Source organism: Nostoc sp. C96 (assembly GCF_059384975.1).
Window position 1 is genome coordinate 250,329 of the sequence record NZ_CM182020.1, and the last position, 25,334, is coordinate 275,662.

The 25,334-nt window shown below is 39.6% G+C and carries 25 protein-coding genes and 1 tRNA gene; 10 read left to right on the forward strand and 16 right to left on the reverse strand.

What is annotated here, in order from left to right:
• Positions 1 to 77 precede the first annotated feature (77 nt).
• The 4 genes from ctaD to AC504W_RS01045 all read right to left on the reverse strand — a co-directional run bounded on the left by ctaD (position 78) and on the right by AC504W_RS01045 (position 3,898).
• Positions 78 to 1,748 carry a cytochrome c oxidase subunit I gene (ctaD, locus tag AC504W_RS01030; protein WP_494875797.1) on the reverse strand — a complete coding sequence of 557 codons (1,671 nt, stop codon included), beginning with the start codon at positions 1,746 to 1,748 and terminating at the stop codon, positions 78 to 80.
• A gap of 41 nt (positions 1,749 to 1,789) precedes the next feature.
• Positions 1,790 to 2,707, reverse strand: coding sequence for a cytochrome c oxidase subunit II (locus tag AC504W_RS01035; protein WP_096582390.1), 918 nt, complete (start codon positions 2,705 to 2,707; stop codon positions 1,790 to 1,792).
• A gap of 88 nt (positions 2,708 to 2,795) precedes the next feature.
• A complete protein-coding gene (locus AC504W_RS01040; RefSeq protein WP_494875799.1) occupies positions 2,796 to 3,401 on the reverse strand; it encodes a DUF2231 domain-containing protein in 606 nt (201 codons plus the stop codon).
• Positions 3,398 to 3,898, reverse strand: coding sequence for a DUF2231 domain-containing protein (locus AC504W_RS01045; RefSeq protein WP_494875800.1), 501 nt, complete (start codon positions 3,896 to 3,898; stop codon positions 3,398 to 3,400). The genes AC504W_RS01040 and AC504W_RS01045 overlap by 4 nt, the downstream gene beginning before the upstream one ends.
• Before the next feature lie 1,211 nt (positions 3,899 to 5,109).
• Here AC504W_RS01045 and gshA point away from each other — a divergent pair.
• The 5 genes from gshA (at position 5,110) to AC504W_RS01070 (ending at position 11,073) form a co-directional block, all read left to right on the forward strand.
• The gene (gene gshA, locus AC504W_RS01050; protein WP_494879510.1) at positions 5,110 to 6,249 is read left to right on the forward strand and encodes a glutamate--cysteine ligase; all 1,140 of its coding nucleotides are present in this window, start codon (positions 5,110 to 5,112) and stop codon (positions 6,247 to 6,249) included.
• A 473-nt stretch (positions 6,250 to 6,722) separates the two neighbouring features.
• The gene (locus AC504W_RS01055) at positions 6,723 to 7,184 is read left to right on the forward strand and encodes a tRNA (cytidine(34)-2'-O)-methyltransferase (RefSeq protein WP_494875803.1); all 462 of its coding nucleotides are present in this window, start codon (positions 6,723 to 6,725) and stop codon (positions 7,182 to 7,184) included.
• Positions 7,185 to 7,975: 791 nt separating this feature from the next.
• On the forward strand, positions 7,976 to 10,216 hold the full coding sequence (locus AC504W_RS01060; RefSeq protein ID WP_494875804.1) for a peptidoglycan DD-metalloendopeptidase family protein: 2,241 nt from the start codon (positions 7,976 to 7,978) through the stop codon (positions 10,214 to 10,216).
• Between the two features lie 172 nt (positions 10,217 to 10,388).
• Positions 10,389 to 10,462 (forward strand) — tRNA-Met (locus AC504W_RS01065).
• Positions 10,463 to 10,638: 176 nt separating this feature from the next.
• On the forward strand, positions 10,639 to 11,073 hold the full coding sequence (locus tag AC504W_RS01070) for a SufE family protein (RefSeq protein ID WP_103123330.1): 435 nt from the start codon (positions 10,639 to 10,641) through the stop codon (positions 11,071 to 11,073).
• A 386-nt stretch (positions 11,074 to 11,459) separates the two neighbouring features.
• Here AC504W_RS01070 and AC504W_RS01075 read toward each other — a convergent pair whose 3' ends face one another.
• Both AC504W_RS01075 and AC504W_RS01080 read right to left on the reverse strand, forming a co-directional pair.
• Positions 11,460 to 12,233 carry a hypothetical protein gene (locus tag AC504W_RS01075; RefSeq protein WP_494875806.1) on the reverse strand — a complete coding sequence of 258 codons (774 nt, stop codon included), beginning with the start codon at positions 12,231 to 12,233 and terminating at the stop codon, positions 11,460 to 11,462.
• A 97-nt stretch (positions 12,234 to 12,330) separates the two neighbouring features.
• Positions 12,331 to 12,738, reverse strand: coding sequence for a hypothetical protein (locus AC504W_RS01080; RefSeq protein WP_096582406.1), 408 nt, complete (start codon positions 12,736 to 12,738; stop codon positions 12,331 to 12,333).
• 146 nt (positions 12,739 to 12,884) lie between these two features.
• Between AC504W_RS01080 and AC504W_RS01085 the strand changes: the two genes are divergently transcribed.
• A complete protein-coding gene (locus AC504W_RS01085) occupies positions 12,885 to 13,025 on the forward strand; it encodes a hypothetical protein (RefSeq protein WP_494875808.1) in 141 nt (46 codons plus the stop codon).
• A 247-nt stretch (positions 13,026 to 13,272) separates the two neighbouring features.
• Positions 13,273 to 14,166, forward strand: coding sequence for a 2OG-Fe(II) oxygenase (locus tag AC504W_RS01090; protein WP_494875810.1), 894 nt, complete (start codon positions 13,273 to 13,275; stop codon positions 14,164 to 14,166).
• Between the two features lie 87 nt (positions 14,167 to 14,253).
• On the opposite strand, the gene AC504W_RS01095 is transcribed toward AC504W_RS01090, so the two are convergent.
• Positions 14,254 to 15,108, reverse strand: a complete 855-nt coding sequence (locus AC504W_RS01095) for an HIT family protein (RefSeq protein ID WP_494875812.1) — start codon at positions 15,106 to 15,108, stop codon at positions 14,254 to 14,256.
• A gap of 151 nt (positions 15,109 to 15,259) precedes the next feature.
• Positions 15,260 to 15,670 carry a hypothetical protein gene (locus tag AC504W_RS01100; RefSeq protein WP_187308014.1) on the reverse strand — a complete coding sequence of 137 codons (411 nt, stop codon included), beginning with the start codon at positions 15,668 to 15,670 and terminating at the stop codon, positions 15,260 to 15,262.
• 375 nt (positions 15,671 to 16,045) lie between these two features.
• On the opposite strand from AC504W_RS01100, the gene AC504W_RS01105 reads away from it, so the two are divergent.
• Complete coding sequence (locus AC504W_RS01105) at positions 16,046 to 16,318, forward strand: hypothetical protein (protein ID WP_096582416.1); 273 nt, start codon at positions 16,046 to 16,048, stop codon at positions 16,316 to 16,318.
• A gap of 29 nt (positions 16,319 to 16,347) precedes the next feature.
• Here AC504W_RS01105 and speB read toward each other — a convergent pair whose 3' ends face one another.
• From speB to AC504W_RS01125, 4 genes are all read right to left on the reverse strand, one after another.
• Positions 16,348 to 17,385, reverse strand: a complete 1,038-nt coding sequence (speB, locus tag AC504W_RS01110) for an agmatinase SpeB (protein WP_494875815.1) — start codon at positions 17,383 to 17,385, stop codon at positions 16,348 to 16,350.
• 56 nt (positions 17,386 to 17,441) lie between these two features.
• Positions 17,442 to 17,897 carry a response regulator gene (locus AC504W_RS01115; RefSeq protein ID WP_494875817.1) on the reverse strand — a complete coding sequence of 152 codons (456 nt, stop codon included), beginning with the start codon at positions 17,895 to 17,897 and terminating at the stop codon, positions 17,442 to 17,444.
• Between the two features lie 168 nt (positions 17,898 to 18,065).
• A complete protein-coding gene (locus tag AC504W_RS01120; protein ID WP_494875818.1) occupies positions 18,066 to 18,413 on the reverse strand; it encodes a type II toxin-antitoxin system PemK/MazF family toxin in 348 nt (115 codons plus the stop codon).
• Positions 18,413 to 18,634, reverse strand: coding sequence for a hypothetical protein (locus AC504W_RS01125; RefSeq protein WP_494875820.1), 222 nt, complete (start codon positions 18,632 to 18,634; stop codon positions 18,413 to 18,415). Before AC504W_RS01125 ends, AC504W_RS01120 begins: the two co-directional genes overlap by 1 nt.
• On the opposite strand from AC504W_RS01125, the gene AC504W_RS01130 reads away from it, so the two are divergent.
• Positions 18,617 to 18,838: a CopG family ribbon-helix-helix protein gene (locus AC504W_RS01130; RefSeq protein WP_494875822.1), complete on the forward strand. Its 222-nt coding sequence runs from the start codon at positions 18,617 to 18,619 to the stop codon at positions 18,836 to 18,838. The genes AC504W_RS01125 and AC504W_RS01130 overlap by 18 nt on opposite strands.
• A gap of 43 nt (positions 18,839 to 18,881) precedes the next feature.
• Here the strand turns inward: AC504W_RS01130 and AC504W_RS01135 are convergent, their stop codons facing one another.
• Together AC504W_RS01135 and AC504W_RS01140 are read right to left on the reverse strand one after the other, a co-directional pair.
• A complete protein-coding gene (locus tag AC504W_RS01135) occupies positions 18,882 to 19,154 on the reverse strand; it encodes a LapA family protein (protein ID WP_494875823.1) in 273 nt (90 codons plus the stop codon).
• Between the two features lie 121 nt (positions 19,155 to 19,275).
• Positions 19,276 to 20,703: a phosphoglucomutase/phosphomannomutase family protein gene (locus tag AC504W_RS01140; protein ID WP_494875825.1), complete on the reverse strand. Its 1,428-nt coding sequence runs from the start codon at positions 20,701 to 20,703 to the stop codon at positions 19,276 to 19,278.
• Positions 20,704 to 20,853: 150 nt separating this feature from the next.
• On the opposite strand from AC504W_RS01140, the gene AC504W_RS01145 reads away from it, so the two are divergent.
• Positions 20,854 to 21,693 carry a PD-(D/E)XK nuclease family protein gene (locus tag AC504W_RS01145; RefSeq protein WP_494875826.1) on the forward strand — a complete coding sequence of 280 codons (840 nt, stop codon included), beginning with the start codon at positions 20,854 to 20,856 and terminating at the stop codon, positions 21,691 to 21,693.
• A 60-nt stretch (positions 21,694 to 21,753) separates the two neighbouring features.
• Here AC504W_RS01145 and AC504W_RS01150 read toward each other — a convergent pair whose 3' ends face one another.
• Together AC504W_RS01150 and AC504W_RS01155 are read right to left on the reverse strand one after the other, a co-directional pair.
• Entirely contained in the window at positions 21,754 to 23,121 is a 1,368-nt protein-coding gene (locus tag AC504W_RS01150) for a Sll1247 family protein (RefSeq protein ID WP_494875827.1), read from the reverse strand.
• Positions 23,122 to 23,632: 511 nt separating this feature from the next.
• Positions 23,633 to 25,267 (reverse strand): transglutaminase domain-containing protein, encoded by a 1,635-nt coding sequence (locus tag AC504W_RS01155; protein WP_494875828.1) that lies wholly within the window; start codon positions 25,265 to 25,267, stop codon positions 23,633 to 23,635.
• Between the last annotated feature and the right edge of the window lie 67 nt (positions 25,268 to 25,334).

Genomic DNA, 25,334 nt, shown 5'->3' on the forward strand with positions numbered 1-25,334 from the left:
CTCCGCGTACCTTTGCGCCTTCCTTAGCGCCTCTCTGCGTTTAAAACCGCAGATAGACGCAGATGTACACAGATAAATCATTGAGCCTGACTGTGGGCTTCTGCTACTAAAGGTTCTGATTTGCCGTAACCGTAAGGTTCAGAAATTACAGTAGGAATTTCTTCAAAATTCTCAACAGGTGGTGGTGAAGAAACTAACCACTCTAAACCAATTGCCCGCCAAGGATTATCAGGTGCTTTCTCACCTTGCATCCAAGAAACTACCATGTTAAAGATGAAGGGCAAAGTAGACATACCTAACAAAAATGCACCAAGACTCGCAATAATGTTCCAGAATTCATACTCTGGGGCGTAGGAAGAAACCCGACGTAACATTCCTTGCAAACCCAATGGGTGCATAGGTAAGAAGTTGAGGTTAGTACCGATGAATGATAACCAGAAATGTAACTTACCCCAGCCTTCGTAATACATCCGCCCAGTCATTTTGGGGAACCAGTGATAAATGGCAGCGTACAAGCCCATTGTCACTGTACCAAACAGGACGTAGTGGAAGTGTCCAACAACAAAGTAGGTATTATTAACGTGAACATCCACAGGTACAGAAGAAAGCATAATACCTGTGATACCAGCGAAGACAAACATGATTAATCCACCCAAGGCAAATAACATGGGTGTATTCAACCGCAACTTACCGCCCCAAATTGTTGCTACCCAAGCAAATACCTTAATGCCAGTGGGTACAGAGACAAACATGGTTGTCAGCATGAAAATCAACCGCATCCAAGCAGGTGTACCACTGACATACATGTGGTGTACCCAAACAATGGCGCTGACGACAGCAATTAATAAAGATGAAATCGCAACTACTTTGTAACCGAATAAAGGTTTGCGTGAATAAACAGGGAAGATTTCGGAGAAGATGCCGAAAACTGGCAAGATAATCACATACACAGCAGGGTGGGAGTAAAACCAGAAGTAATGCTGAAACATGACTGGGTTGCCGCCGTTGGCTGGGTTAAAAAAGCCAGTACCCACGGTGAGGTCAAGTAACAACATTACTGCACCTGCTGTCAGGGCAGGTAAGCCAAACAATTGGATGATTTGAGCGCTGAGGACTGCCCAGACAAACAAAGGCATCCGGAAGAAACCCATACCGGGCGCACGCATCTTCACGATGGTGGTGACAAAGTTGACAGCCCCCATAATTGAGGAGACACCAGAGATAGCGACTGCCAACAGCCATAAAACTTGACCGTTAATCAAGTTCCCTGTAGGATTTTGGAGACTGACGGGCGGATAAGCCCACCAACCGGCTTGGGCGGGGCCACCAGGGACGAAGAAACTGCCCATCAACAAAATCCCGACTACAGGCACCATCCAAAAGGCGACAGCGTTAAGGCGGGGAAATGCCATGTCTCGCGCCCCAATCATTAAGGGGACGAGGTAGTTAGCAAAACCGACAAGTGAGGGAAATGTCCACAAGAACAGCATCACAGTGCCGTGCATGGTGAACATACCGTTGTATACAGTACGGTCAACTAAATCAGCTTCGGGGGTGATTAATTCTCCCCGCAATATCATGGCAAAGATACCGCCGATGAGAAAGAAGAAAAAGGCGGTAACAAGGTATTGGATACCAATTACTTTGTGGTCTGTACTAAAGCTGAAGTATTGTTTCCAGCCTCCTGGAGATTCATGTTGAGGCTTCCCAACTGGGAGGCTAAGACTATCAATAGGGACGTTAGTCATTGTTCTTTGGAAAAAACAGGGGTGTAAGGGTATGTCTGTTGTCAACCGGAATAATTGACCAGAGGAGGGGCGGCGGGTACAACTGTATCCCAGCCATTTTTCACTGGTTCGCTGGCTGTTTCGGCGTATTCATTCACGGCTTGGTTCTTAGGGAAGAAGGGTTTATGTGTAGCGATTTTTGCCAACCATTTGTGGTATTCTTCGGGGGATTCCACAACTACGTTTGCCTGCATGGTGGCAAAGTAAGTGCCGCTATATTGAGAGTCGGTGAGGTGATATTGCCCCTGACGAATGGGGGTAAATTCAAAGTCGATGGTGTGATTAGGAATGATGTCTTGTTTGAGGCGGAATGCGGGGATGTAAAAGCCATGCAGTACGTCTTCTGATTGCAGTGCTAAACGCACGCGGCGATCGCTTGGTAAATGCAGTTCGGTACTGGTAACATTTTTCTCAGGGTAATGGAATACCCACGCCCATTGTTTGGCGATGACATCAATTTTTTCTACAGGTTCGCTCATAACAGCGTCTTTTGTCGCTGCATAAGCAGATTCCATCCCTACTGGATTATGCAAATGCACTAGCTGTGTGGGGCCTTGAATTCCCATTTGTTCGTAAACTTGGGAGCTATAGCCAGCAATCCACAGTACCAATAAAATCGGAATAGCTGTCCAGACAACTTCTAGAGTGACATTACCCTCGATGTGGGGGCCATCGCTGAGATCATCTTTCTGGGCGCGATGGAAAATCACGGAGTACATTAAGGTGCTGGTGACACCAAGAAAAATAAATGCACCTAATGTCACCAAAAAGCTAATCAAATCATCAATCAGATGAGATTCGGCCGCTGCTTGGGGCGGTAGCCAGGAATAGGCTTGTTTACCTATCCACATACTGGTGATGCTCACGGCGATCGCACCAGTAATTAAGGTTAATATGTTTAAAATCTTGGGGAGTTTCATGGGTTTTGGTCATTGGTCAAGAGTCAATGGTCAATGGTCAAGAGTCAAAATTAAATGCTTGAGACTTTGGACTTTTGACCTTGGACAATTATTTGAGCATTGTGTTCAGGTCTTCACCTAATTTCAGTAATCTATCTGCGGTGTTGTGAACACCAAATTCGGCTGCTAGTTGCGCTCCTAATGTGCCGTGGAGGAACATCAAAAACATAATTGCTACTCCCGCTAACAAGTAGCTCCACTGCACTTCTGTTTCGGAATCTTTGCTCCACACAAAGCGCTGCCATCCTCTCCACATGGTCATCCCGACAAATAGAGCTAGTAAGACGACACCACCAATACCGTGCCAAAGCATAGTTTGCATTGCTTGCAAGCCCCAAGCACTTTTGATTTCTGTGGGTGGGGTTGCTAAAAGCATTTCGTAAAAGCCGGCGGCTACAGTAAAAAAGGTAATGATGGTTGAGCCAAACATGTTGTACCAACCCACATCAAAGAAGTTGGCACGTTCAACTGTAATGGCCAAAAATTTGAACACCCATTTTTGGAAGGGAAATAGAACACCCACGATATCAAAGGTAATTCCAATGATGAATAGACCAATGGTGAGATGTACTAAATTTGGGTGAATCGGCAGAGTGTAAGGCAGTCCGTTAGCGCCCAATTCTACGTTCAATTGATTAATTAGGTCTGAATTCATGGCAGCATCCCATCCTTTACTGCTTCAACAACTGGTACTGTGTGCAATCCATATACCCAAACCAATTGATCACCGAAATATACTTGTACACCGACAATTGCCACTAAGATAAATCCGGCTGCTAAATAATGAATGGGTAATTTTTGGGGATTATGCGAACGAATTACATAGCGCCATGCTGTAATTGCAGCGATGATGCCAGAAAGTGACCAACCAATCAGTGTATGGATATTTAAAACTGATTTAGCTACATCATAAGGTTGGGCTAAACCAGCTTCAAACTGTCCAAAAATAATCGCTACAAAAATGGCGATCGTAGCGACAAACATATTCCACCAACTCACTTCAAACAGGCGAGCTTTGCCAGTAAAATAGCCTACTAAGTCACAGAAAAATGCAAACACTACCATTGCAATTACAAAGTGAACAACAATGGGATGTAGCGTATCTGGATAAGGTAAGTTATGGTCGTTCAACGATGTAAAAAAATCAAGCATAGTTTACTGCACCTCAGCCAAAATTTCATAATTAACAGACAAACATGATCATCACTACAAACATTCACACCTGATTGGATGATGTTCAGAACCACGTAGCGAAATCCAATAAATCAGGTATTAGCTTTTTTCTAGCTAAATTTGTTGAAGTTACTATTTATCGTCAATGATTGAGTTCAATTCATTTGTTCATGCTGATACTTTCTCACAACGATTTTGAATTTACCTCACAAAATCGAAGTTGTTGGGTTAATACTCGGTCATCTATCTATTAGCTTAAGGATTTTTTTAGTAGTTGTCAAAAAAATAATAGAAAGCTTGAGAAATAAAGCTGTTAACAGAAAAACTATTATGATGATGTAGCTTATCTACCTTTTAGTTTGAGATATTACACATATAAAAAAAATTGTATATGCGATGTTTGACAATTAGGTAATATGTGTTTGTCATTAAAACAACAAAAGCAATCACAAGAGAAGTTTTTGAAAAACAGAAAATAAATGAATGATATAGTAAGATGAAAAACTATTAAAAATTTTAGTGTTTTATTGATTTAAATTTGCATTAAGATAAAAGTTTATAACAGAATTCAAGAAAAGCCTGAGTGAAAAGTTTGTTGTTATGCGTAATATGAGTCACGCCATCGCCAATTAATTTTTCTCAGAGCAGTATTACAATAATTCTGCCTTGAAAAACTTGTGATCATCTTCTAGCTAAAAACTAATGTGTATGGCGCTGCATCACAAAGCACCGTACTATGAGTTTTATGTTTAATTGAAATTGTCCTCATTAATACTTGTATTGAATTTTGCGTCTAAAAGCGATCGCCTAAATAATTTGCCCTTAACAGATACTGGCAATTTCCTCTGAAAAATAGAGGTTGTGAGTATCAGTTATCCAGTAGTATGTGTCATTGGTGGTAGTGATGTCGGCGAAATTTGTGTCATTTCACAACTAGTCGGCTCAACTTACGGAAAAAACGTAATCTTGAGTACGGTTTTTTCAACCGAATTTAGTATGTGAATCTCCATACAAAGACAGAAATAAAATTGATACTTTTATTTTAAGTAATTACTAAGGGATAAAAGAAATAGTTTGTCGTGATAAATGTTCTGCTAAAAGATTCTTAACGTTTAAATAACGGCAAGGTCAACACAAAAAATCGTCTAATTCGATACAATTAATAGGCTGAGAGAGCCAAGGAGAACTAAGTGGTGCTATCAAAAGGCTTTGAAATCGAGATGTATACTGGCACACCTCAAGGTGAAATTGTTGGTCTCTCCGATAAGATTGTTGCCGACTTGGACGGCTTTATGCGGGAACCAGACAGCCGCAACGTAGAATACATAACGAAGCCATCCACAAGTTACGAAAATCTCTTATGTGCGTTGCTGTATCCGCGCCGCGAGTTAAGAAAGTACCTCCAGCGTTTGGGTAACTACACTTTAATACCGGGAAGTACATTGTCTTTGAGTGGGGGCGATCGCTTTTTTCGTTCTGATCCAACTAATCCTTATCATGACTATATTGAGCAAACTTACGGTACAAACGTAGTTACAGCCAGTGTGCATATCAATGTAGGTATTAGTGACCCAGAAATATTAATGCGGGCTTGTCGGCTCATCCGCTTAGAAGCACCACTGTATCTTGCCCTCAGCGCTTCATCGCCCTTTTTTAATGGCAAAACCACTGGCTATCACTCTACACGTTGGGGTGTCTTTCCCCAAACACCTGCTTACGTACCATTATTTACTAGCCACGCTCATCATATTCAGTGGGTAGAAGAGCAGTTAGTGGCGGGAACAATGCAAAATGTCCGCCATTTATGGGTATCGGTAAAACCCAATGGCGATCGCCGTCCTTATGATCTCAATCGGTTAGAACTGCGAATTTGCGATTTAGTCACAGATCCGATTGCTTTACTCGCAATTACCGCATTGTTAGAAGCGCGTTTGTTGCAGGTAATCAATAATCCCGATTTAGATCCCTTAACTAACAGTAGCTTCTCTCCAGAAGAACTAATTGCGCTGACAACTAACAATGAAATAGCAGCCGCTAGTGCAAGTCTTGATGCTCAGATGCAACATTGGCAAGATGGCAGAACTATTTTAGCTAGAGATTGGATTGCGGAATTATATCAAGAAGTTTGGGCGATCGCTAAACAACAAGGCTTTAGTTGTTTCCTTTCCCCATTGCATAAAATTCTGCGTGAAGGTAACGAAGCTCAACAGTGGTTACAACTACACAGCGTAGGCTTTGACTCTCAGCGTGTTATTACCCAAGCGATTGTGGCGACACAAGAACGAGAAATGGAATTAGAAAACAAATTGTGTTCATCCTTGCTGGCCTGATGGGAAATTGAGGTTGTTCAAGTTACACATTTTGTGATTAGGACTGTCATTAGTCGTTAGTCTTTGCAAAGAACAAGGTACAAATGACTAATGACTATTTTTTTACAGATGGTTATGTAGTTAGACATGTTTTAGCTGATTGACGAGTACCAATACCCAAGTTAGAAATTCCCTTTACTCTAAGACCATAATTTATGGTTTCATACATAAGGTAGATTTTCTCCAAGTAGCCAGCAAATAACTCAAGACGGATTTCCACTTCGGAAAACATAAAGTAGTTTTCTTCACAGGTTAATCCAACACATTTTCAGAAAATTTTTGGGGAATCTTGGTAATTTTTTTGTTTTAAAAAACTAATCGATGTAAACTAAAAAATGGTTATTAAGAAAACCTATATATAACCTCTACCCTTAGATAGATTTTTTCTGGTTAATGTAATTTTATATACAAAATATCTTCAGTTATACAGAGCAATGCCCCAGGTAGTTTTAGTAAATCCGCAAATTCCCCCTAATACAGGCAATATAGCGCGTACTTGTGCTGCGACAGGAACAGAACTACATTTGGTGGGGCCTTTAGGGTTTGAAATTAGCGATCGCTACCTTAAAAGGGCGGGATTAGATTACTGGCCTTATGTCAAACTCCATGAGCATAAGTCACTCGAAGCCTTTAAAAGCTTACATCAGCAGAGAGGGGGTAGATGTTTAGGTTTCTCTGTGAGAGGAAGTTTTAACTACACTCAATTTCAGTTTGAACCTAATGATTGGCTTTTATTTGGTAGCGAGACTACTGGCTTATCACCAGAGGCGTTATCAATTTGTGATACAACCTTGTACATTCCTATGTTTCAACCAGGGGTGCGTAGCCTAAATCTTTCGGTTAGCGTTGCCATAGGCTTATTTGAAGCTCGGCGACAACTAGGTTATTTAGTGTAGTTTTTGATCAAAAGTCTCATAAGCATTTATACTTATAGAAGTCTTGGATTTAATTGAAACCTAGATTTGCAACAGCAAATGATTCAATGCTCATCAAAAAACATTTGACTTTTTATACTTGAGCTATTGTAATTTAAGTAATGATTCTGAAAAAATCTAGTTCACTAGATAGGTTTAATATAAGAAATTTATATATTAAATTTGAGAATCTACCAAATTTGAATGATAGATTTTGATGAATTTCATTCACCGAGCCGCAGGAAACAAAAAGCTGAAAATCCATACGGATAAGCCCTTTGTACTATCTTGTCTGAATAAGTATATTTCAGGAGGACAAAAGTACTGGAGAGTTTGTACGGTTGTGTTTTAGGGAAGAATCAACGTAAAGTCTCCTGTTGGGAAGACGGATTGGCAAGAAAAACCTTGAAGATATTTACAGCAGGAGGCATCACTTTTTTAAAAGTTATAGCAACTACAATTGCTGACAAGAAAAGCAGATTCGGCTAATATCAACTTTTCCCATCCCAGCGAGTAAAGTAAACTAAGCGCTGACAACTGCAAAGAGCAGAAGTTCTAAGGTGTGAGGAGTGGAGCGGACAAGTAAGCACAGCAACTTTATGTTTTGCTAACAGGTGTAAACTTGTCTAAATCAGAGAAGCAGGTTAATCTTGCGTAAGTGTCTCTGATGAATGTGATCCCGATCTATCATCAGATGTGATCGAAATCATGGACTAGTATTCCGACTGCAAAATCGAGGTCAGTTAAGCGCTAGTGATCATAGGAGGTCGTCTTTGAAACGAGCATTGAAAAAAAGAGTAAAAGCTGTGCTGAAAAATACCCCCAGCAGTGATGGTGTCCCGAACGAACAGTTAAATGTGGTGAATCCCAAGATCAATCGTCGGGTTAGCACACAAGCCGCCATGATTGGCTTGGCTATCTCAGTCGGAGCAACTAGTCTTTTAGTGACTCGACAAAGCGATCAAGCCCAAGCAGCCGCACCTGTAGGTAGCCAAAAAGTAGCCTCAAATCTTCCTGCTGCGCCTGACACTGAGGTGAAATTCGTTCCCACAAAGCTAGAGACAAAACTAGCTTCTGCCGCGACTATGGCAGAAAATGCTGTCATTATGGAACCAACAGCAATTTCACAATTGCCTGGGCTTGAAGCTAAATTGCAGGTTGCGGCAAGTGGAATGTCTGTGCTAGTTCCAGCAACAGAGGATGTTTCCCAAACAGCAGCCGACACAAATGCCATCAACCAGGCGCAATTAGCCAAGGATAAAAAGGCAAAGGAAATCCTGAATGCTAACAATGTAGCTGCAAACCAAGTACCAACAACAGGTAGCGAAACTGCAATTGCCAGCGATGAAGTTAATGCTAAATTAAAAGCGCAGCAAGAATTTGCTCTATATCACTTACAAGAAAAATCGAACCGTTTAAGAGCAAGTCTGGCGGAGTTGAGGTCTGGGGAGTCGAAAAACTTAACCAAAACTACTGCATTGGCTCAGGAGACAACTGTAGCAGAGAAATTGTCACCTACCATTATCAATAAAGAGGTAGCACAACAGTTGCCAGCTTTGGTTGATGAAGACAAAACAAAGTTCTTCCCAGAGACTAAGCAGATAAAATCTCCTAGCGAGCAGATACAACCACTGGCAACAACATCTGCACCTGCCACACCACAGATGGTGTCACCAACAAATACTGATACAGCTTACGAAGTTAAGCCTGGAGATACCTTAGCAGCGATCGCCAGCCGATACAACACTAGTGTTGCAGAATTAGCAAAACTCAACAATATCAGCAATCCCAACCAGCTGAAAATTAGTCAAAAGCTGATTTTGCCATCGGCTAACGGCAACCGCAATGGATCAATCTCAATACCTGTAGCAGTTAATCCATCGGTCGTACAGTTCACCAATAATTCCAAAGTAGCTGGGGTACCTATCAACACTGCCAGCAGCAACCCTAATGTATCCTTAGCACCAGTTTCACCAGTTTTTGTCAACAATAATGCTGTCAAGCCCACCACCACAGCAACAACAAACAACCAAACACAGACAAATACTGCTAACGCTAATACTTACGGTGTAGGTGGTGACACACCCGTACCAAAAGTCTTTGCCGAACTACAGTCAGGAAGTCAAACTGCCCAAAAGGTTGCCAGAGGTAGAAACAACGAGCGTCTACAGAGCTTACAGGCAGAAATTCAAAGACTACAGCAGAAATATCGCGCTCAAGAGTCTGGCAATGTAGTTGCACAAGCAACAACTGATACTGACAAAAACAGCGTTGCTATTCCAATTCCTGTAGCCATTCCTAATAACTTGGCTGTTACCAAGCCTGTATCAGGAACTAAGAATTTTGCAGTACCTATTCCTGTTCCGACACCCATCTTACCAAGCTACAGCGCTCAACCGGTTAAGCCCGAATTTCGTGCTACTCGCACTACAAACGAGGCAATTAATCCAGAGTTTCTGCCTAACAAGCCTAGAGTAGCAGTACCACCAATTGGGATCAACGCTGCTGATTCTCCCAGAAGAATGCGGGGAACTCAGGTATCGCCACAACTACCACCCTTAGCAGCAGTAGATCAATACTTACCCAAACCTATTGATGAGACCATCCCTCCACCTTCCTCCTCATCTGTAGCTTATATTTGGCCAGCAAAAGGTGTATTTACCTCTGGTTATGGTTGGCGTTGGGGAAGAATGCACAAAGGTATTGACGTTGCTAACGCTACTGGCACACCCGTTTACGCATCGGCTGATGGCGTGATTGAAAAAGCTGGCTGGAATAAAGGTGGTTATGGAAATCTCGTAGATATTCGCCATCCTGACGGTAGTATGACTCGTTATGGTCATAACAGCAAGATTCTGGTGCGTCCAGGTCAACAAGTGCGTCAAGGTGAAACCATTGCTTTAATGGGTAGTACTGGTTTCAGTACTGGGCCTCACTCCCACTTTGAAATCCATACTTCAGGTAAGGGCGCAGTTAACCCAATTGCCTTTTTACCACAACAAAACCGCATATAAGTCCTTGCCTGTATCCAACTCAGTCATTGCCTTGTTAAAAGAGGGAGTTTTCCTCCCTCTTTTGCCTAGTTTAGTCAGATGCTAGATGCGTTTGTGGGTGAAAATTTTTTGAAAAATAGACTAGTCATGAACAAATGTATATGCTATATTAAGAATTAATGCAAAAGCATTTGGCTCAGTAGCTCAGTTGGTTAGAGCACGGGACTCATAAGCCTGGGGTCGTTGGTTCAACTCCGACCTGAGCCATTTTTAAGACTTTAAACTGACGCTCACTCCGATAAATGTATTCAATAGTTTGGAGTATGAGTTTTAATAAGATTTTCTATTGATGAGGTTTGATCATAGACTTGCTCATCGTGAACGCGATCGCCCTCTAGATAATTTACACTCAAGGTGAGACCGAATTATTTGCAGCTTCTGTTATGTCTTCCAGTTTAGATTCTTTACCACCTGCTCTCGCTAAAATCGTCCAGCGCTTTCAACGCGCTTCCGATCCTAAGCGGCGCTATGAACAACTCATCTGGTATGCACAGAAGCTTCCAGAGTTTCCAGAAGCTGACAAGCTACCAGAAAATAAAGTCCCTGGTTGTGTTTCTCAGGTTTATGTCACCGCAACTTTAAATGAAGGGAAAGTTTTCTTTCAAGGAGAATCTGATTCTCAGTTAACTAAAGGATTAGTCGCGCTGTTAATCGAAGGTTTAAATGGGCTGAATCCCACAGAAATTGTCCAATTAACACCAGATTTTATTCAAGAAACAGGTTTAAATGTCAGCTTGACACCTTCCCGCGCTAACGGGTTTTATAACATATTTAAAACCATGCAGAAAAAGGCGTTGGAATGCAAGTTAGAACAATAGTTGAAAGTGCTGAGTTGAAAAGCTAACTAAAGTCCACGTAAGTGGACTAAGAAAAAATTGAGTTTTGAAACCCGCGCAGGCGGTGATACCATTTCACTAAATAAATGATACGAATAATTTCTCCTCCGCCCCTCTGCTCCTCTGCCCACGCCAGTCGCTACAAGTCGGGAAACCCGCCGACACTTGCTACAATGGAGTTCCCTCCGCAACGCAGTGTCTCCCCAACGCGCTGGCTCCCCTGCGGTCTATTTGTATCAAACTTAAAGTGAAACGGTATGAGACCAGTGCTGCGGGAGGGTTTCTCTCCGCAGACAACTGACGAATCCGAAGCGGTTTTGTTTGTATAGCCGCGATTTCCAATTGCAAAAGCTTCTGTTCAAACAATCTCAAGCTGTTTTAAAAAATCGGATAATTTCGCGGACATGATCGAGAAATTGCCCATCAGTAGACAGTTGGGCGATCGCATTTCTGGCTTCTCTGGCTAAACGTTCATGTTCTGTTTGATTTGTGGCGCGTAATTCTTCTAAATTAGCTAAAATCCTGGATACTTCCTTGCGTGTTTCTTCAGCAAAGCGTTGTTGAGTTGCAGGTAAAGAATATGCTTGTTCTGGGTTCAGTTGTTCTTCTAAAGATTGCACTTTTTGTTCTAATTCTAAGAAGCGATTCCGCAGTTCAAAAATATCTTCGCGGGGATACTTCCATTCTTGGCTAATCATAGTTAGCCGTGCATATAAATATTCGTAGGCGCGAATAGCGGGACGCAAAATTGTTAATAATAAAGCTGCACCAGAACTAATATAACCGACTGCACTAATTCCAGTGGCTGCGAGAGTGTAAAGTCCAATTGTTGAGAATAAGTGTAAAGCAACTGCCAACCAAAGTGATCGCTTGGCTAATAACTGGACATATTTTACTTGTTTGCCATCTACAGGAATACCTTTTTCTGTAGATTGTGCTGCTTCTGCTAAGACTTCTTTTGCTTGAAAATGCACATTCCAAGGTACAGTGACAATTACCAATAACCACCAAAAACTTGCACCGCCAATTACCCAATCTAAGAAGTTACCTGCGGGTACATGAAACCATTGCAGTACCCCAAATGCTAACAGTAATATAGTGACAATTCCGACAATGGAACTGATAAAAAAGTTAAAATACATTTTGCCATGACTCCAGTGAAACTATCATCTCAATCATGGCGATGGCTGGGGATTTCTACGGAATGGTTGTGCTGGTTTGGTTACTTGCACAGATTAATTATTGAATAAGATAACTGCGCCAAACTCTTTGAGAATCTTTGCTAGTCTTATCTGGCAATAATAATCGCCAAGTTTTGCCTTCTTGTTGAATTTGTAAGTACAGTTCAAAAGGTTGTTGCAGTTGCGTCAACTGTCGCTGCGGTAACTTGATAATTAAATCGTATTTTCCTTTGACGCGGAATGCTGGTAAATTTTGAATTGTCAGCGGTTTTTCTTCAGCAATTTTTAACTGCTGAATTTCCAACCCCTGAAAATCGAGATCGAGTTTTTGACTAAGTTCTTGTTGAGTTTGTTCTAGCCCAAGTGCGATCGCTTTTCGTACTAACTCGCTAGTTGGCAGTAGTCCAACGGTACCACAAGCGGTTAACAATACCAGCAAAATCATTGTGACAAACAATCGCACCATCTTCGATATTCTACTCTCCAGCGCTAGTATAGCGGTATATGCTTTCAATAGTTACATTTCGCTGTTAGTCGCTTGAGCTTACCTGCTGATAGTCAAATCTTTGCCTGTGATGTTAACGAAGAGTATACAGCGATCGCATAGCGATATTGGCAGCAAGCTGGAGTAGCCGAATTGACCTACGATTAGCACCAACCTTAGAAAGTTTAGATCAACTGTTAGCGAGCGGACAAGCTGGCATTTTTGATTTTGCCTTTATTGATGCTTCTTATTACGAGCGATGTTTGTAATTAATTCGTTTCTTTACTATCATTAGTTTTTAGTATTAAAATTTACCTAAACAAATAATTATTTCTTCAAATTTATAACTAAAGTAAGACATTTAATAGGGATAAATTAATTAACTTTATTAAAAGTCTAAACCAGATTGTTTTTCATAAATATCTTCATAAATATAATTTTTATTTAGTAGATAATTAAACTACTTTGCTGGTTGTATGAGTGATAGTTTTTTTTTAAACCGTACGAGAAAATTATATGAACTTGTTATTACCAAAAATAAAGAAAAGAATTTTCAAAAAAATTTATCAAATACCATTTGTAAGACATCAAAATGAAAATACTTATCAAATCGCAATTAATAAGCATAAAACAAATTTACCTATTATCTCAAAAGATGACCTAGAATTAGTTGAAAAAATTAATCATGAAGGTGTTGCAATTACTTCCTTAGATAATTTGGGGATTACATCTAATTATCAACTCCTTCAGACAGCCCAGCATCTGACATCTCAGATTCAACCAGATATTAATAGTGATGATAATCAATACGTTATTCATGCTAGTTCACAGCAAATTATGGCACATCCCACAATTTTTTTGTGGGGATTAGAACAACGTTTACTAAATATTATCGAGCATTATATTGGTCTACCAGTGGCATATCATGGAACATATTTCCGGAGAGATTTAGCAAATAAATTAGAAAAAGGTTCTCGACTTTGGCATTTAGATCCAGAAGATCGCAAAGTATTGAAAATAATAGTTTATGTGAACGATGTTTCAGAAAATCAGGGGCCTTTTCAATATATACCTCTGTCTTTGACCTCGAATATAGTTCAATATTTAAAATATAATTATGGATATATCCCAAATAATACTATGCAAAAGGTAATTTCCCCAGACAACTATAAATCCTGTATTGGGAGTTCTGGTACAGTAATTTTTGCTGGTACAGGGAGCATTTTTCATAGAGGTAAAGCTCCAGAAGCTTCAGACAGATTTACTATATTTTTTGATTATACTTCTAGGAGAAAAAAAGAACTATTTTATATTAATAATTCTCTACCTTACCAAGCTTTACTTAAATTTTCAAAAAATCTTTCTGTGCAACAAAAGCAATCTCTATTTTGGCAAGAATATCTAGAATAGTTATTTTTATAGTACTAGTACTACAGTAGTTTTAAATCACTGATCACAAATTACCTAAGAAAAATGAGATCTAAAAAGAAAATCTAGTTATTTTCTTTTGGGTATCACATTCCTGATGCCACTTTTAACACCCATGTTGTCACCTTTGTAGCGAGGAATAATATGAATACTAGCGTGCAGAATATTTTGTCCAGCTTCTCGATTGATATTCATACCAACATTAAAGCCATCAGGTGCCAATTCTGTTTTGATAATTTTTTGAACTTTGTTCACCATTAACCAGCAAGCAGATTGCTCTTTGAAAGGTAGTTCAAAATAATTACTCACATGGCGTTTAGGAATGACTAAAACATGACCTTTACTTACAGGATAACCATCAAAAATGGCATAAGCTGTTGCTGACTCAGTTAATAGCTTTAAATTTTTATAAGGATTACAAAAGAGACAGTTATTAGACGAATTACGTTGGTAATTATAATGAGTGTATTCATATATCTCTCGGCTATCATCCAAATAAATTGAATTGAATGGTAGCTTTACAGTACATTGATAGGTCGGTTTTTTATGAACATAATGCTCTCTAAAACCTTGTTTTTTAATATCTCTTCTCACAACATAATAAGCTTTTCCTCCTGGTTTTAATAGGTGAGAGACTTCCATTAAAACATTAGCTTGCTCTTCAGAAAACAATACATTTAAAACATAAAAGCAAATTATTGTATCAAATTGCCCAAGAGGGTAATTAGGCTGATAATAAGGATCATAACCTGTAATATCACAACCTTTTTCGCGTAACAATTTAACATCGTTACCAAAACCACAGCCAAAATCTAATATTTTGCCACGAAGTAGGTTGTGATTTAATAACAGCTTTGCTGGAAATGACAGGTAAGTTCTTTCTATTGCTGTGAGATGGCTGAATTGATTGTTTTGCTGCTGCATAGAATGTCTATTTTTAGGTCATTCCTGTCTTAGCACAGCTGATAATAAAATCGTTATTTTGCTCACATTTTTAGCAATCTTTAGATAAAAGATTAAAAAAGGATATGTAATGTTGAGTATTTTACGGTACATATCCTTAAATTTGCCGCATTTACTTAATGGCTAAAAGTTCGGAAACTGCTGCATGTGCTAATACCACGCTAGGCTCACTTTGGAGAGCAGCATAGTATTTTCTAGCAAATTCATCACCTACTTCTGAGGGTGCAATTAAAATGCGGGTACTAGCAATTAAATTCTGCACATCTTCTAAAGATATAGGTTGATCAGATGATAGAGTTTCATCAATTTGCACAACTAGTTCAGAAATTCGATGTAGCCAAGCAAATTGCTCATCAGCGACAACAAGTTGAAAGAGTTCAGTATTCGATACTCTTCCACGAACTTGTTCATAGTTGATGCGTTCTGTTTCTAGCAACATCCGGTGAAGATGTAATAATTTATTTCGTAAATCACGCAGATATTGATGTTGATTTATTCGTTGTAGAAGTGTTTTAGCAGTCAATGTAATCTATCCTCTTGTTACGATATTTTTAATGTTTTCAATATTTGCAGGAATAGGAGCCGTAGGTGTAGAGTAGGTACAAAAGTTCGGATAAATTTAGGTAGTCAAATTTACAGCACAAGTCTGAAATTAAAAAAGCTATATAGTAAGCCTTTAGCCATTTACAATGGGTGCTTTATTTACGCCATGCTGCACTAGTTGGGAAAATCCAGTACTTACTTTCTGCCTGCTGTCATTAAAGTTACTGTACTAGATACATTCATATATGGTTAATCATAGATCAAATACCTGAAGCCTAACAAATAGAGCTTACACTACTTTTATTTCGGAAAACCCTCGGTAAATTAAATAGGATGATTGTTGTCACGCTTGCAAATGAATATAGGAATAATTGAGCCTTACAGTAGCGGGTTTCTCGAAATTTTACCAGAGGGTGAAAGTAGTGATTATTGGTTAATTGCAGGTATACATATCAATGGTGAAGTATTCTGTCCTAGTCCGCGGCTTTATCGTTCTGAACGGGTAGCACTAGCAAGAGCAGCACAACTGTATGATTGGATAGTTGACCACAAGCAGCAAATTATGGCTGGAAATTACTTCTGCTCACAGTTGAATTTATCCCTGTGGTATCAACCAAAAGTCTCTTAGAGGTTGTTTGTTGAAGTTGAATGGCAATATCATCGCTGAGATAATTCCATAAAATTCGCCAGCTTATACATAACTCTAGCACCGACGTTGCCATCCCACTCTGCATCACCAACTTCACAAACATCAAAGCCAATAATTTTTCTCCCGCTATTGACTAATTCACGTAATATACAGAATGTTTGCTCTAATTCCAAACCACCAGCAACAGGAGTACCTGTATTGGGGCAAAGTTTCGGATCTAAACCATCGATATCGAAGCTAATATAAACATTTTCTGGCAAATGATTGATAATTTCACGACATATATCAATCCAGATGGTGCCAGCATACAGTTTTTGCTTGATGGCTGGATCATAATAGGCAACAATGCGACCATGTGATTGGTCAATCATTTGCACTTCATCATGGCTAATATCACGTAAACCGACTTGGACTAACTTAGAAATTTGCGGTAGTTTCACAGCATTAAACATGATTGAGGCATGAGAAAATTCAAATCCCTCATAAGCATCGCGTAAATCTGCGTGTGCATCAATATGCAGAATACCGTAGTTGGGATATTTAGTTGCTAATGCCTGAAAATAACCTAATGGAGAACTGTGATCTCCGCCAATGACTGCAACTTGCTTACCTTGATTGATTGCTGCTTGAGATTGGGTAAATAGCCATTGATTTACCTGTTGGGAAGCCTGATTAATTTCTGTCAGAATTGGAGTTAAATCTGGTGTATCTGTTAGGGATTTACCTTGGGCTAATCTTTCAATAATTTGGGCAGCTAAGGTGCGATAGTAGTGATTTTTTTCTAAAATATCTTGAGGAATTTCTACTAAAAAAATTCCTTGTTTCCAACCATCAGGGTTGTCAAAATCAAATAAATCCAGTTGAGTTGAAGCGTCAAGGATTCTTTGGGGGCCGTTTGCTGTACCTGCACCATAGGAAACGGTAACTTCCCAGGGTACGGCAAAGACAATTAAGTTGGCGGACTCGTAATCAAATGGTAAACCAAAGAGGTTGCCATTAATTTCACCTACACCACTAGGATTATAGTCTGGGAGTTGGTTAACCATCGATCGCCTGCTGAATTTACCTGGGTTATCTGTATGTATTTTAGCGATCGCCCGGATTATTCACCATTTCCCTCTTGAGAAAATCCTAAAATTTTTGTAATTTCAGCTATTAACACACTAGCTTCGACAGGTTTATGAATATAGCCTTGAAAACCAGATAAAAAAGCCAGATTATAACTGTCCTCTGAAGTCAGAGCAGTTAAAGCGATCGCAGGTGTATGCTGTTTTTGTAACAGTAACATTTGTCTGGCTTTGCGAATTAAAGAATATCCATCTACTTTTGGCATAGCAATATCAAAAATTAAAATATCAAATCTGCAATTTTTGATGATTTCTAGTGCTTCTAAAGCTGATGTGGCTGTAGTTACTTGCATACCATAGCTTTGTAAAATAAAAGTAGTCAAAAAAAGACTATCTTCGTTATCATCTACCACTAGAATTTGCAAACCATCTAAAGATGGGTAGTTGCTTATATCATCTTGGAGATGTGAATCTTCGTAATTATTTGTCATGATAAGCTGTGCCTCCTTAGTTGGCCTAATCAATTACGGAGGATTTTCCAGTATTAGCCAGCCGTATACTGGCTAATACTGGGCAACTTTAATCAAATTACCATGACATCTGTCTGATATCTTCAGAGATGATATAAGTGGAGTGCGATCGCAGAATTATGATGAATGCTACAGGCTGGAATCATCTAACTCGGCAAGAGCTATTTTTACACAAGCACGAATACCTTTCCAATCACGTTCTGACAAGTGACCGATTACAACTAAATTAGCAGAGGGTGGTAAAGTGACGATAAAACTACGAAAAATAGATGCAACGCGTAATCCTGCTAATGACCAATCTTGAAGTGCATAGTCAGTAATTCCCAGTGAGGTGCTTTGAGTTGTGATTAATCCAATAATCACATCGGGACGTATTGTGTGATAAGCAGCAGATGAAAGAACTACAGCAGGACGACGCTTAACACCAGTAACACCTGGAAAATCCACTGTAACTACATCACCAGGATTAAAGGTCACTAAACTATCTCCTCACCATCATCAAATATGCAAGCGGTATGTTGTAAGGAAAAGGATACTAACTCTAGCTGATCTTGCTCAGTCCAAGTATCACTTTCGTCTATAACAGATAAATTTTGCTGAACTAGCTCATTTAAAATTAGGTTCGCTAAACGTAGCCTTTCAGTTGGTGATAAGTTACGAACAACTTGGCTGTATATTTCTTGGGCAGTGTTAGACATAATCAAATCTCCTGCGCCTATTTTAACCGCAATTTAGTGGAGCGATCGCAGTCAGATATAAATGCAGCAATAGACGCTTATCTAGAGATGTACCAGTGGCAAATCGAAGAAATTCAAAAAGGAATTGCTGAAGCTGATGCAGAAGATTTTGCTAATGATGAGGAAGTGAAAGCAACCTTTACAAGATTCACAAAAGTCAGTTAATTCATCTGCGTTCATCCGCGTTCATCTGCGGTTAATTTATCCCTTAAAAATCTTCATCATCAACGAAAAACTCAGCATCTTCTTCCAACCGATTATCACCGGAACCAGCCAACCCCCACAGAGGTTGCAGCACAGCTATGCCAATTACCCCAATAGCTGCACTAAAAGCTAGGACTAAACCAACTGGTATTTGAATTGATTGGAAACTCAAAAACTTTAACGAAACTGGTGTGGCATTTTGAACGGAGATAATTGCGATCGCCATTATCCAAACAGCCACAACAACAGATATTAACAAATTAGCAACTGTCTTCATAAAAAATAACAAATTCAAACAGATGAACACAGATTATTGATTAATACGCCAGTTGCTACAACGGAGGGAACCTCCGCAACGCACTGGCTTGTTCATCTGTGTCCGTCTGCGTTATAAATTCTTATCCTAACTTAGCAATCACGCTCTCCATTTCTTGGGCGATTTGCGAGAGTTTTTCGGGACTATGGGTTTCCATGTAAACGCGCACCAATGGCTCTGTTCCGGAAGGACGCAGCAGTATCCAGCTACCTTCTTCTAGGTAAAGTTTAATCCCGTCTTTGCGCCCAGTTTCTTTGACTTTAATACCCGCAACTTCTGAGGGCGGATTTTTCATAAAGGAGTCGATAACTGCGGTTTTGTGGGCTTCGGTGAGATGTAAGTCCAGACGATGATTATACAAGGGGCCATCAGCTTCAGCGATCGCTTCTTTGACAAGTTGACTTAGAGGTTTACCTTCGTAGGCGATCGCTTCTGCTACTAGCATATCGGCTAAAACACCATCTTTTTCGGGAATATGCCCCACAATACTTAAACCGCCTGATTCTTCGCCCCCAATCAGCACGGTAGTTTCCCGCATTTTTTCACCAATGTATTTAAAGCCTACTGGTGTTTCATAAATTGGCAGACCATATTTAGCTGCGAAATTATCTAGCAAGTGTGTTGTCGCTACAGTGCGGACAATTGCGCCGCTTTTACCTTTATTTTTGATTAAATGCCTTGCTAACACTAACAGCACAGTGTTAGGGGTGAGAACATTGCCTTGTTCATCTACGATACCAAAGCGATCGCTATCACCGTCTGTTGCCAAACCTAAATCAGCGTGGTCGCGGCGCACAGCTTCAACTAACTCTTCTAGTTGTTCGCCTTTGGGTTCTGGCATTCCGCCACCAAATAATACATCTCGCCAAGTGTGGAAACTTTCTAATTCCACGCCGCTTTGTTGCAAAACTTCATCTAAATAACCGCGAGATGTGGAATATAGCGCATCATATTTAACTTTCAGATGGGCGCTTTTAATCCGTTCGACATCGAGCAATGTGTAGATAAATTGCAAATAATCGGGTTTGGGATCAAAAATAGAAATTGACCCGCTAGGGTTGTTACTAGGCAGATCATCCGCAGCACTTTCAATATTTGCCACAATAGTATCAGTGATTTCTGGAGTGGCAGGCCCGGCATAATCGGGGATATATTTAATTCCACAATATGGTGCAGGATTATGGCTGGCTGTAAACATCAACGCCCCTGCTGAATTTAAGTGGCGGGCGTTGTAGGCAATAACTGGTGTGGGACAATCCCGATCAGTAATTTTGACCGTCCAACCCAAGTCTGCTAAGACTTGCGCGGCTGTACGGGCAAACTCATCAGCTAAAAACCGCGTATCGTAAGCAATTAGAACAGGTCTGTCTTTAGAGTAGGCTGTTTCGAGGTAACTTGCGATCGCTCTAGTTACTTTCCGCACGTTGGGGAAAGTAAAATCATCGGCGATAATTCCTCTCCATCCATCAGTCCCAAACTTTATTTTACCGGAATTGCTAGTAACGCTCATTGTTGCCAATTTCTCCCGTCCATCTTCAGTAGTCTATTACGAAGCTTCCCGCAAAGCGTGCCTAGCCGCAAGTATCAAAAGAAGTTGTGAGCAGCCAAAATTAATGCTCAAATTTCTCCCCACTGTGTTTCTTCTCACTGCTTGTTAGCGATGTCAACCCCCGACCGACCTTTTGCCAGTTATCACCTTTGGTCTTTAATTGCCCCAGCCATAGGACAAGAACGCTGGCATTGTCAGATGCGACGTGGGTTTATAAAAGCACGTCAACATGAACCCGAAGTTAAAGCACTATTAACAAAGGCTACGGCACCTCAGCGGATTGGTATACTCGCCCAAAAAGGCGTTTATGAGTTTCATCATAATAGACATTTGTTAAACAAATCCGATGGTGTCGAAAAAGTCGCACAGTTATTAAAACTCAGCAATACTAGCTATCAAGTGCAACAGAGAGTCATCCAAATTTTGAAGAAATATCAGGATGCGCCGTTGCTGCGGGGAAAAAATATCCTGCAATTAACTCCAGGTGATGAAGGTTTTCCCAAGCCAATTTTAATTGAACAAGGTGATTCTTATTTCCGCTTATATGCAGCTATGGACTGCATTTTTATTGATGGCGATCGCACTTTACATATTTTAGATTTCAAAACAGGCAAATCTGCCTTTGACCAAAGACAAGCACTAGTTTATCTACTAGCTGCGCGTTATCTTTACCCTGGCAGACAAGCAGTAGCCTCATTTTATAATTTAGAACTGGGGAAAAAATCTGACTTAATTAAAATTACTAATCATGAATTTGAAAATTTAAAAGATGAATTAGCTAATATTGCCCATAAACATCAAGACGACTTGCACAAATATCAGGAAAAAAATAGTAATTTCAGTCAAATTTTCCCGCCCAACCCTGGCTATCACTGTCGTTTCTGTCCCTTTAATTCTATTTGTGAATTTGCCAGTGTCACAACTTCTGCTCACACAATTATCCCAGTTTAAGAGTCAAAAAATTAATAATTTAATAGTTGGCGGTGATTTTGTTGGATATTTTGATTAAATCTAACAAATTTCTTTAAAATAAGATATATCAATATTGCCGAAATAAAGAATCATAGCAATATTAACTTGTTCTAAAACTTGAACTAGCCAATTAATATCGCTAGTATTAGAACATTCATAATGGTGAAATAAAGTTGTTAATCGCTTTTCAAGATATGATTTAACTTTAGGACAAATCAACAAAATCTTTAGCAATAATCCAGTAGTAACTATAGTGCCTTGATTAGTAATTAAGTCGATAAAATTAAAGTGTTGTATCGATAAATGACTTTCAATAATTAAAAAATTCAATAACTGATTACAGGTTCTCATGATTAAAAATTCATCAGGTTTTTGCTGATCAGCTTGTGGTAATGTTTTTTTTAACTGTGTATATAACTTTTGTTGCAACTGCCGTTTTCCTGAAACTCCAGTAATCGAAGATATCAGATATTCATATAAATTATCTTTAAAGTCCCGAAAACAATTTACCTGTTGACTAGAATGTAAAAATTTTTGTGCCAATTCTTGATATGTATAGTTACCTTCGACCTTACCAATAAAATGTTGTAGAGTATCATGCAGTTGGCGATCGCTCAATAATGTAGGATTACTTACAGGACGTAAAATTTTATCTGCTTCATCTACTGATACTTTTTTGATTAGCTGAGTGCGTCGCACTTGATAAGTAACATATTTCGATAAATCAACTTCAAATTGTTTTTGTACCTGTGCTTGTATTTGCCTAACCCGCCACTGGTGTTCAAAGGTTGAATCATCACTGATTAAACAATGTTCATATAAATAAGGATAGCGGCGAATTAAAGTAATTAAAGGCTGAGGTATATGATTAAGATTTTCCTCGTTGTTTTTCGTTATTACCTGCACAAATCTGCGTAAAATTAAATACTGTTCACTGACGAGAAACATCGGGATTAATTCACGCAAGCGTCTAATGTTGCGATAACGAAAACTTGTGGTTCTTGACCTAGTAGGTGATAATTCAAATAATTTTATTAATTGGGGAATAGCATAATGTAACTGTGGCTGCATGTGCCAGCGATTAATTAAAATATGACAGCAACGGTTAAGAAAAAAATTAAACTCATACACAGCAGTTTTAGATGCTGTAATTTTATCTAATATTAATAATATTTCTGGTTCAGGGTAATCTGCACCTTCAATAAATAAAGCTCGACAGCGTTCAATCATCTCATGAGGAGATTTGACTTGCACCAAATGCAGCAAATGTTGATATATTTGCTTTTCTTCAGCATTAAATTGCTGAGAATTTTGTGTCAAGGATGAAGGTACATAAGCTTGATTGCTGGAGACGACAATATTACTAGCAACCTGTGATTTGGGAATTTTTTGAGATTTACGATTCATCCAATCATTCACTTGATCATTACCACTGTTAAATTGGGTTGATGAATTATCAGAGAAGATTTCGTTTATGCAAACTTAAGAAATTTCATCTCTCTGTTTACTAATATTTTTACTTAGCGTCAGGACAATAAATTCAGCCTTATGATTGCTTCACAACTTCAGCTTTAAAAAAGCTGGAAAATTAACTATATACAGGAAGACTATCCTAATTATGAAAAGCTGTCTTGGGGGTGTATACGGGTTCTGCTGTGTAGGTTGACTACAGAACCATCTCCATACTGTTACTTGCGTAATCTGGTTAAATGACAGAGAACAGAGAACTGCAAAGAAAGTAGATAAGAATGTACCGATTTTTGCCAAAAATCAAATATAAGTTTTATAGTTATGTTGCTTAATTTCAAAACTAGGGATTGGTATCAAGCTGAATTTGATCTATATTGGCTTGATATTAGAGGGTCAAATTTCTCCAAGGAAAAATTTGGAGGATGTGACCCAACTACTGAGGTAAAAATTAAAAAGGTGGCAACTCTTTAAGAATCGTAAAGCGAATATGATTAATTGCTAAATCACCGATAGGGATATCTTCTTTTGTCAGTCTAGTGCCTTGACTATTTAAACTTTCAAAAGTGATACCCTTGCCAATTTCAATATGATACCAACACAAGCCCATAAAAAAGCGAGTCGGATAAGGGCCACCATACCCCAAATCATCAGGATTTGATTCCATTGGCAACCAACCAAAATTGGGGATGTAAAACTCCAACCAAACATGATTAAAATCTGGTTGTAATGGTACTCCTTGATGTTCGCTATATGGGGGGCATTTGTATCTGCCAACTGTACGACAGGGTATACCATTTAAACGGGACAAAGCCAGTAAAACACCCACATACTCACCACAAGAACCAACTCCTCGTTCTAAAACGATATCTGGGGTGTCAATGTAGGGTTTAATGCCGTAAGACAACTCATCGTAAACATAGTTACGGATACTATACATTTTCCGCAGCAAGTTGGTTTCAGAGCCAATGGCATCACGGGCTGCATTGCGGACAATAGAAGTATCCATTGCCAAATCATCGTCATCTACTAAGTAACGACTTTGAAATTCTGCGGAAAGTTCTGGTAATTCCTCGGCATCTTTGGGTGATATTCGATACTTAATTCCCCGTACTTCTAACAATGCCTTCCAGCCAAATACGTGCCGTTCACCAGGAGCTAAAGCCTCAAATTTAAATACTGCCACCCGTTGCCCGTCAATTACTTCTTCTGTAAAAGGGACACCAATAGGTTCAACGTGTTTAAGTGTTTGGCGTTCTGTTTCTGAGGGTAAAGCTATACGCCATTCAACATCTGGGAGATACACTTCTTCTAAGGGCGCAATTTCTTCGGCGTAGGACATTTCAATGAGATAGCCATTAGAAAGAGCGTAGCGCTTATCAGGATTGTAATAGTAATACAGTGGGTGAATGAAAGTACGATCGCGGTAAGTTAACTCATGATTTGGGTCAGCATTAGGATTATCCCGAATATAAGGCTCCTCGGAAGCATAGGCCACATACAGGGTTTCCTTACCTGTCTCACCAGCGTGATGTACGGCGATACCTGTTGGCGAATCAAACGGTGTCAGCACACTAAAATTTAGCTCACCCGTTGCCCGATCCATCGAGTAAACTGTTTGTTCAGTGCGATCGCAAATCCACAGAGTTTCTTGAGTCACTGTCAAATTTTCTACACCAACTCCAGGCGCATAAAATTTGGTAATTTCTTTCCGCGTATTCCGGTCAAAAATCAAAATGTAACCCAGCTTTTGGCAGCTAATATAAACTGTTGAGTCCCATACAGCTACACCATTAGCCGTATAAGGCAATGTGGCAAAATGTTCTAGCCCTAAAGATCCCAACTTCGATAAATAAACACTATTACCACGAGTTACCCAGAGGGTATCTTCCCAAACTGCTAAACCGGTGACATCATTAAATTCTTTCACCTGGTGCGGATTGATAATTTTGCTATTGTCAGACTCAGGATCAATCTCTAGTAGATGGCCTTTTGTACTGTCAATCGCAATCAGTCTATCGTCAATAAAAGCAATGCCACATAGGGAGGCAGCCGTAAGCGGTCGAATTGTCCTTTGCCCAAACATCTGGCTTGCAGTCTAATGAGGGAGTGCAAAATTTATATTAAGCATATATATTCCCCGGTTTAGCACG

Excerpts from the sequence above, each read along its gene's own strand:
- ctaD (WP_494875797.1), bottom strand. The coding sequence starts at position 1,748 with ATGACTAACGTCCCTATTGATAGTCTTAGCCTCCCAGTTGGGAAGCCT.
- AC504W_RS01035 (WP_096582390.1), bottom strand. The coding sequence starts at position 2,707 with ATGAAACTCCCCAAGATTTTAAACATATTAACCTTAATTACTGGTGCG.
- AC504W_RS01040 (WP_494875799.1), bottom strand. The coding sequence starts at position 3,401 with ATGAATTCAGACCTAATTAATCAATTGAACGTAGAATTGGGCGCTAAC.
- AC504W_RS01045 (WP_494875800.1), bottom strand. The coding sequence starts at position 3,898 with ATGCTTGATTTTTTTACATCGTTGAACGACCATAACTTACCTTATCCA.
- AC504W_RS01055 (WP_494875803.1), top strand. The coding sequence starts at position 6,723 with ATGCCCCAGGTAGTTTTAGTAAATCCGCAAATTCCCCCTAATACAGGC.
- AC504W_RS01070 (WP_103123330.1), top strand. The coding sequence starts at position 10,639 with ATGTCTTCCAGTTTAGATTCTTTACCACCTGCTCTCGCTAAAATCGTC.
- AC504W_RS01075 (WP_494875806.1), bottom strand. The coding sequence starts at position 12,233 with ATGTATTTTAACTTTTTTATCAGTTCCATTGTCGGAATTGTCACTATA.
- AC504W_RS01080 (WP_096582406.1), bottom strand. The coding sequence starts at position 12,738 with ATGGTGCGATTGTTTGTCACAATGATTTTGCTGGTATTGTTAACCGCT.
- AC504W_RS01090 (WP_494875810.1), top strand. The coding sequence starts at position 13,273 with ATGAACTTGTTATTACCAAAAATAAAGAAAAGAATTTTCAAAAAAATT.
- AC504W_RS01095 (WP_494875812.1), bottom strand. The coding sequence starts at position 15,108 with ATGCAGCAGCAAAACAATCAATTCAGCCATCTCACAGCAATAGAAAGA.
- AC504W_RS01105 (WP_096582416.1), top strand. The coding sequence starts at position 16,046 with ATGAATATAGGAATAATTGAGCCTTACAGTAGCGGGTTTCTCGAAATT.
- speB (WP_494875815.1), bottom strand. The coding sequence starts at position 17,385 with ATGGTTAACCAACTCCCAGACTATAATCCTAGTGGTGTAGGTGAAATT.
- AC504W_RS01115 (WP_494875817.1), bottom strand. The coding sequence starts at position 17,897 with ATGACAAATAATTACGAAGATTCACATCTCCAAGATGATATAAGCAAC.
- AC504W_RS01125 (WP_494875820.1), bottom strand. The coding sequence starts at position 18,634 with ATGTCTAACACTGCCCAAGAAATATACAGCCAAGTTGTTCGTAACTTA.
- AC504W_RS01135 (WP_494875823.1), bottom strand. The coding sequence starts at position 19,154 with ATGAAGACAGTTGCTAATTTGTTAATATCTGTTGTTGTGGCTGTTTGG.
- AC504W_RS01140 (WP_494875825.1), bottom strand. The coding sequence starts at position 20,703 with ATGAGCGTTACTAGCAATTCCGGTAAAATAAAGTTTGGGACTGATGGA.
- AC504W_RS01145 (WP_494875826.1), top strand. The coding sequence starts at position 20,854 with ATGTCAACCCCCGACCGACCTTTTGCCAGTTATCACCTTTGGTCTTTA.
- AC504W_RS01150 (WP_494875827.1), bottom strand. The coding sequence starts at position 23,121 with ATGAATCGTAAATCTCAAAAAATTCCCAAATCACAGGTTGCTAGTAAT.
- AC504W_RS01155 (WP_494875828.1), bottom strand. The coding sequence starts at position 25,267 with ATGTTTGGGCAAAGGACAATTCGACCGCTTACGGCTGCCTCCCTATGT.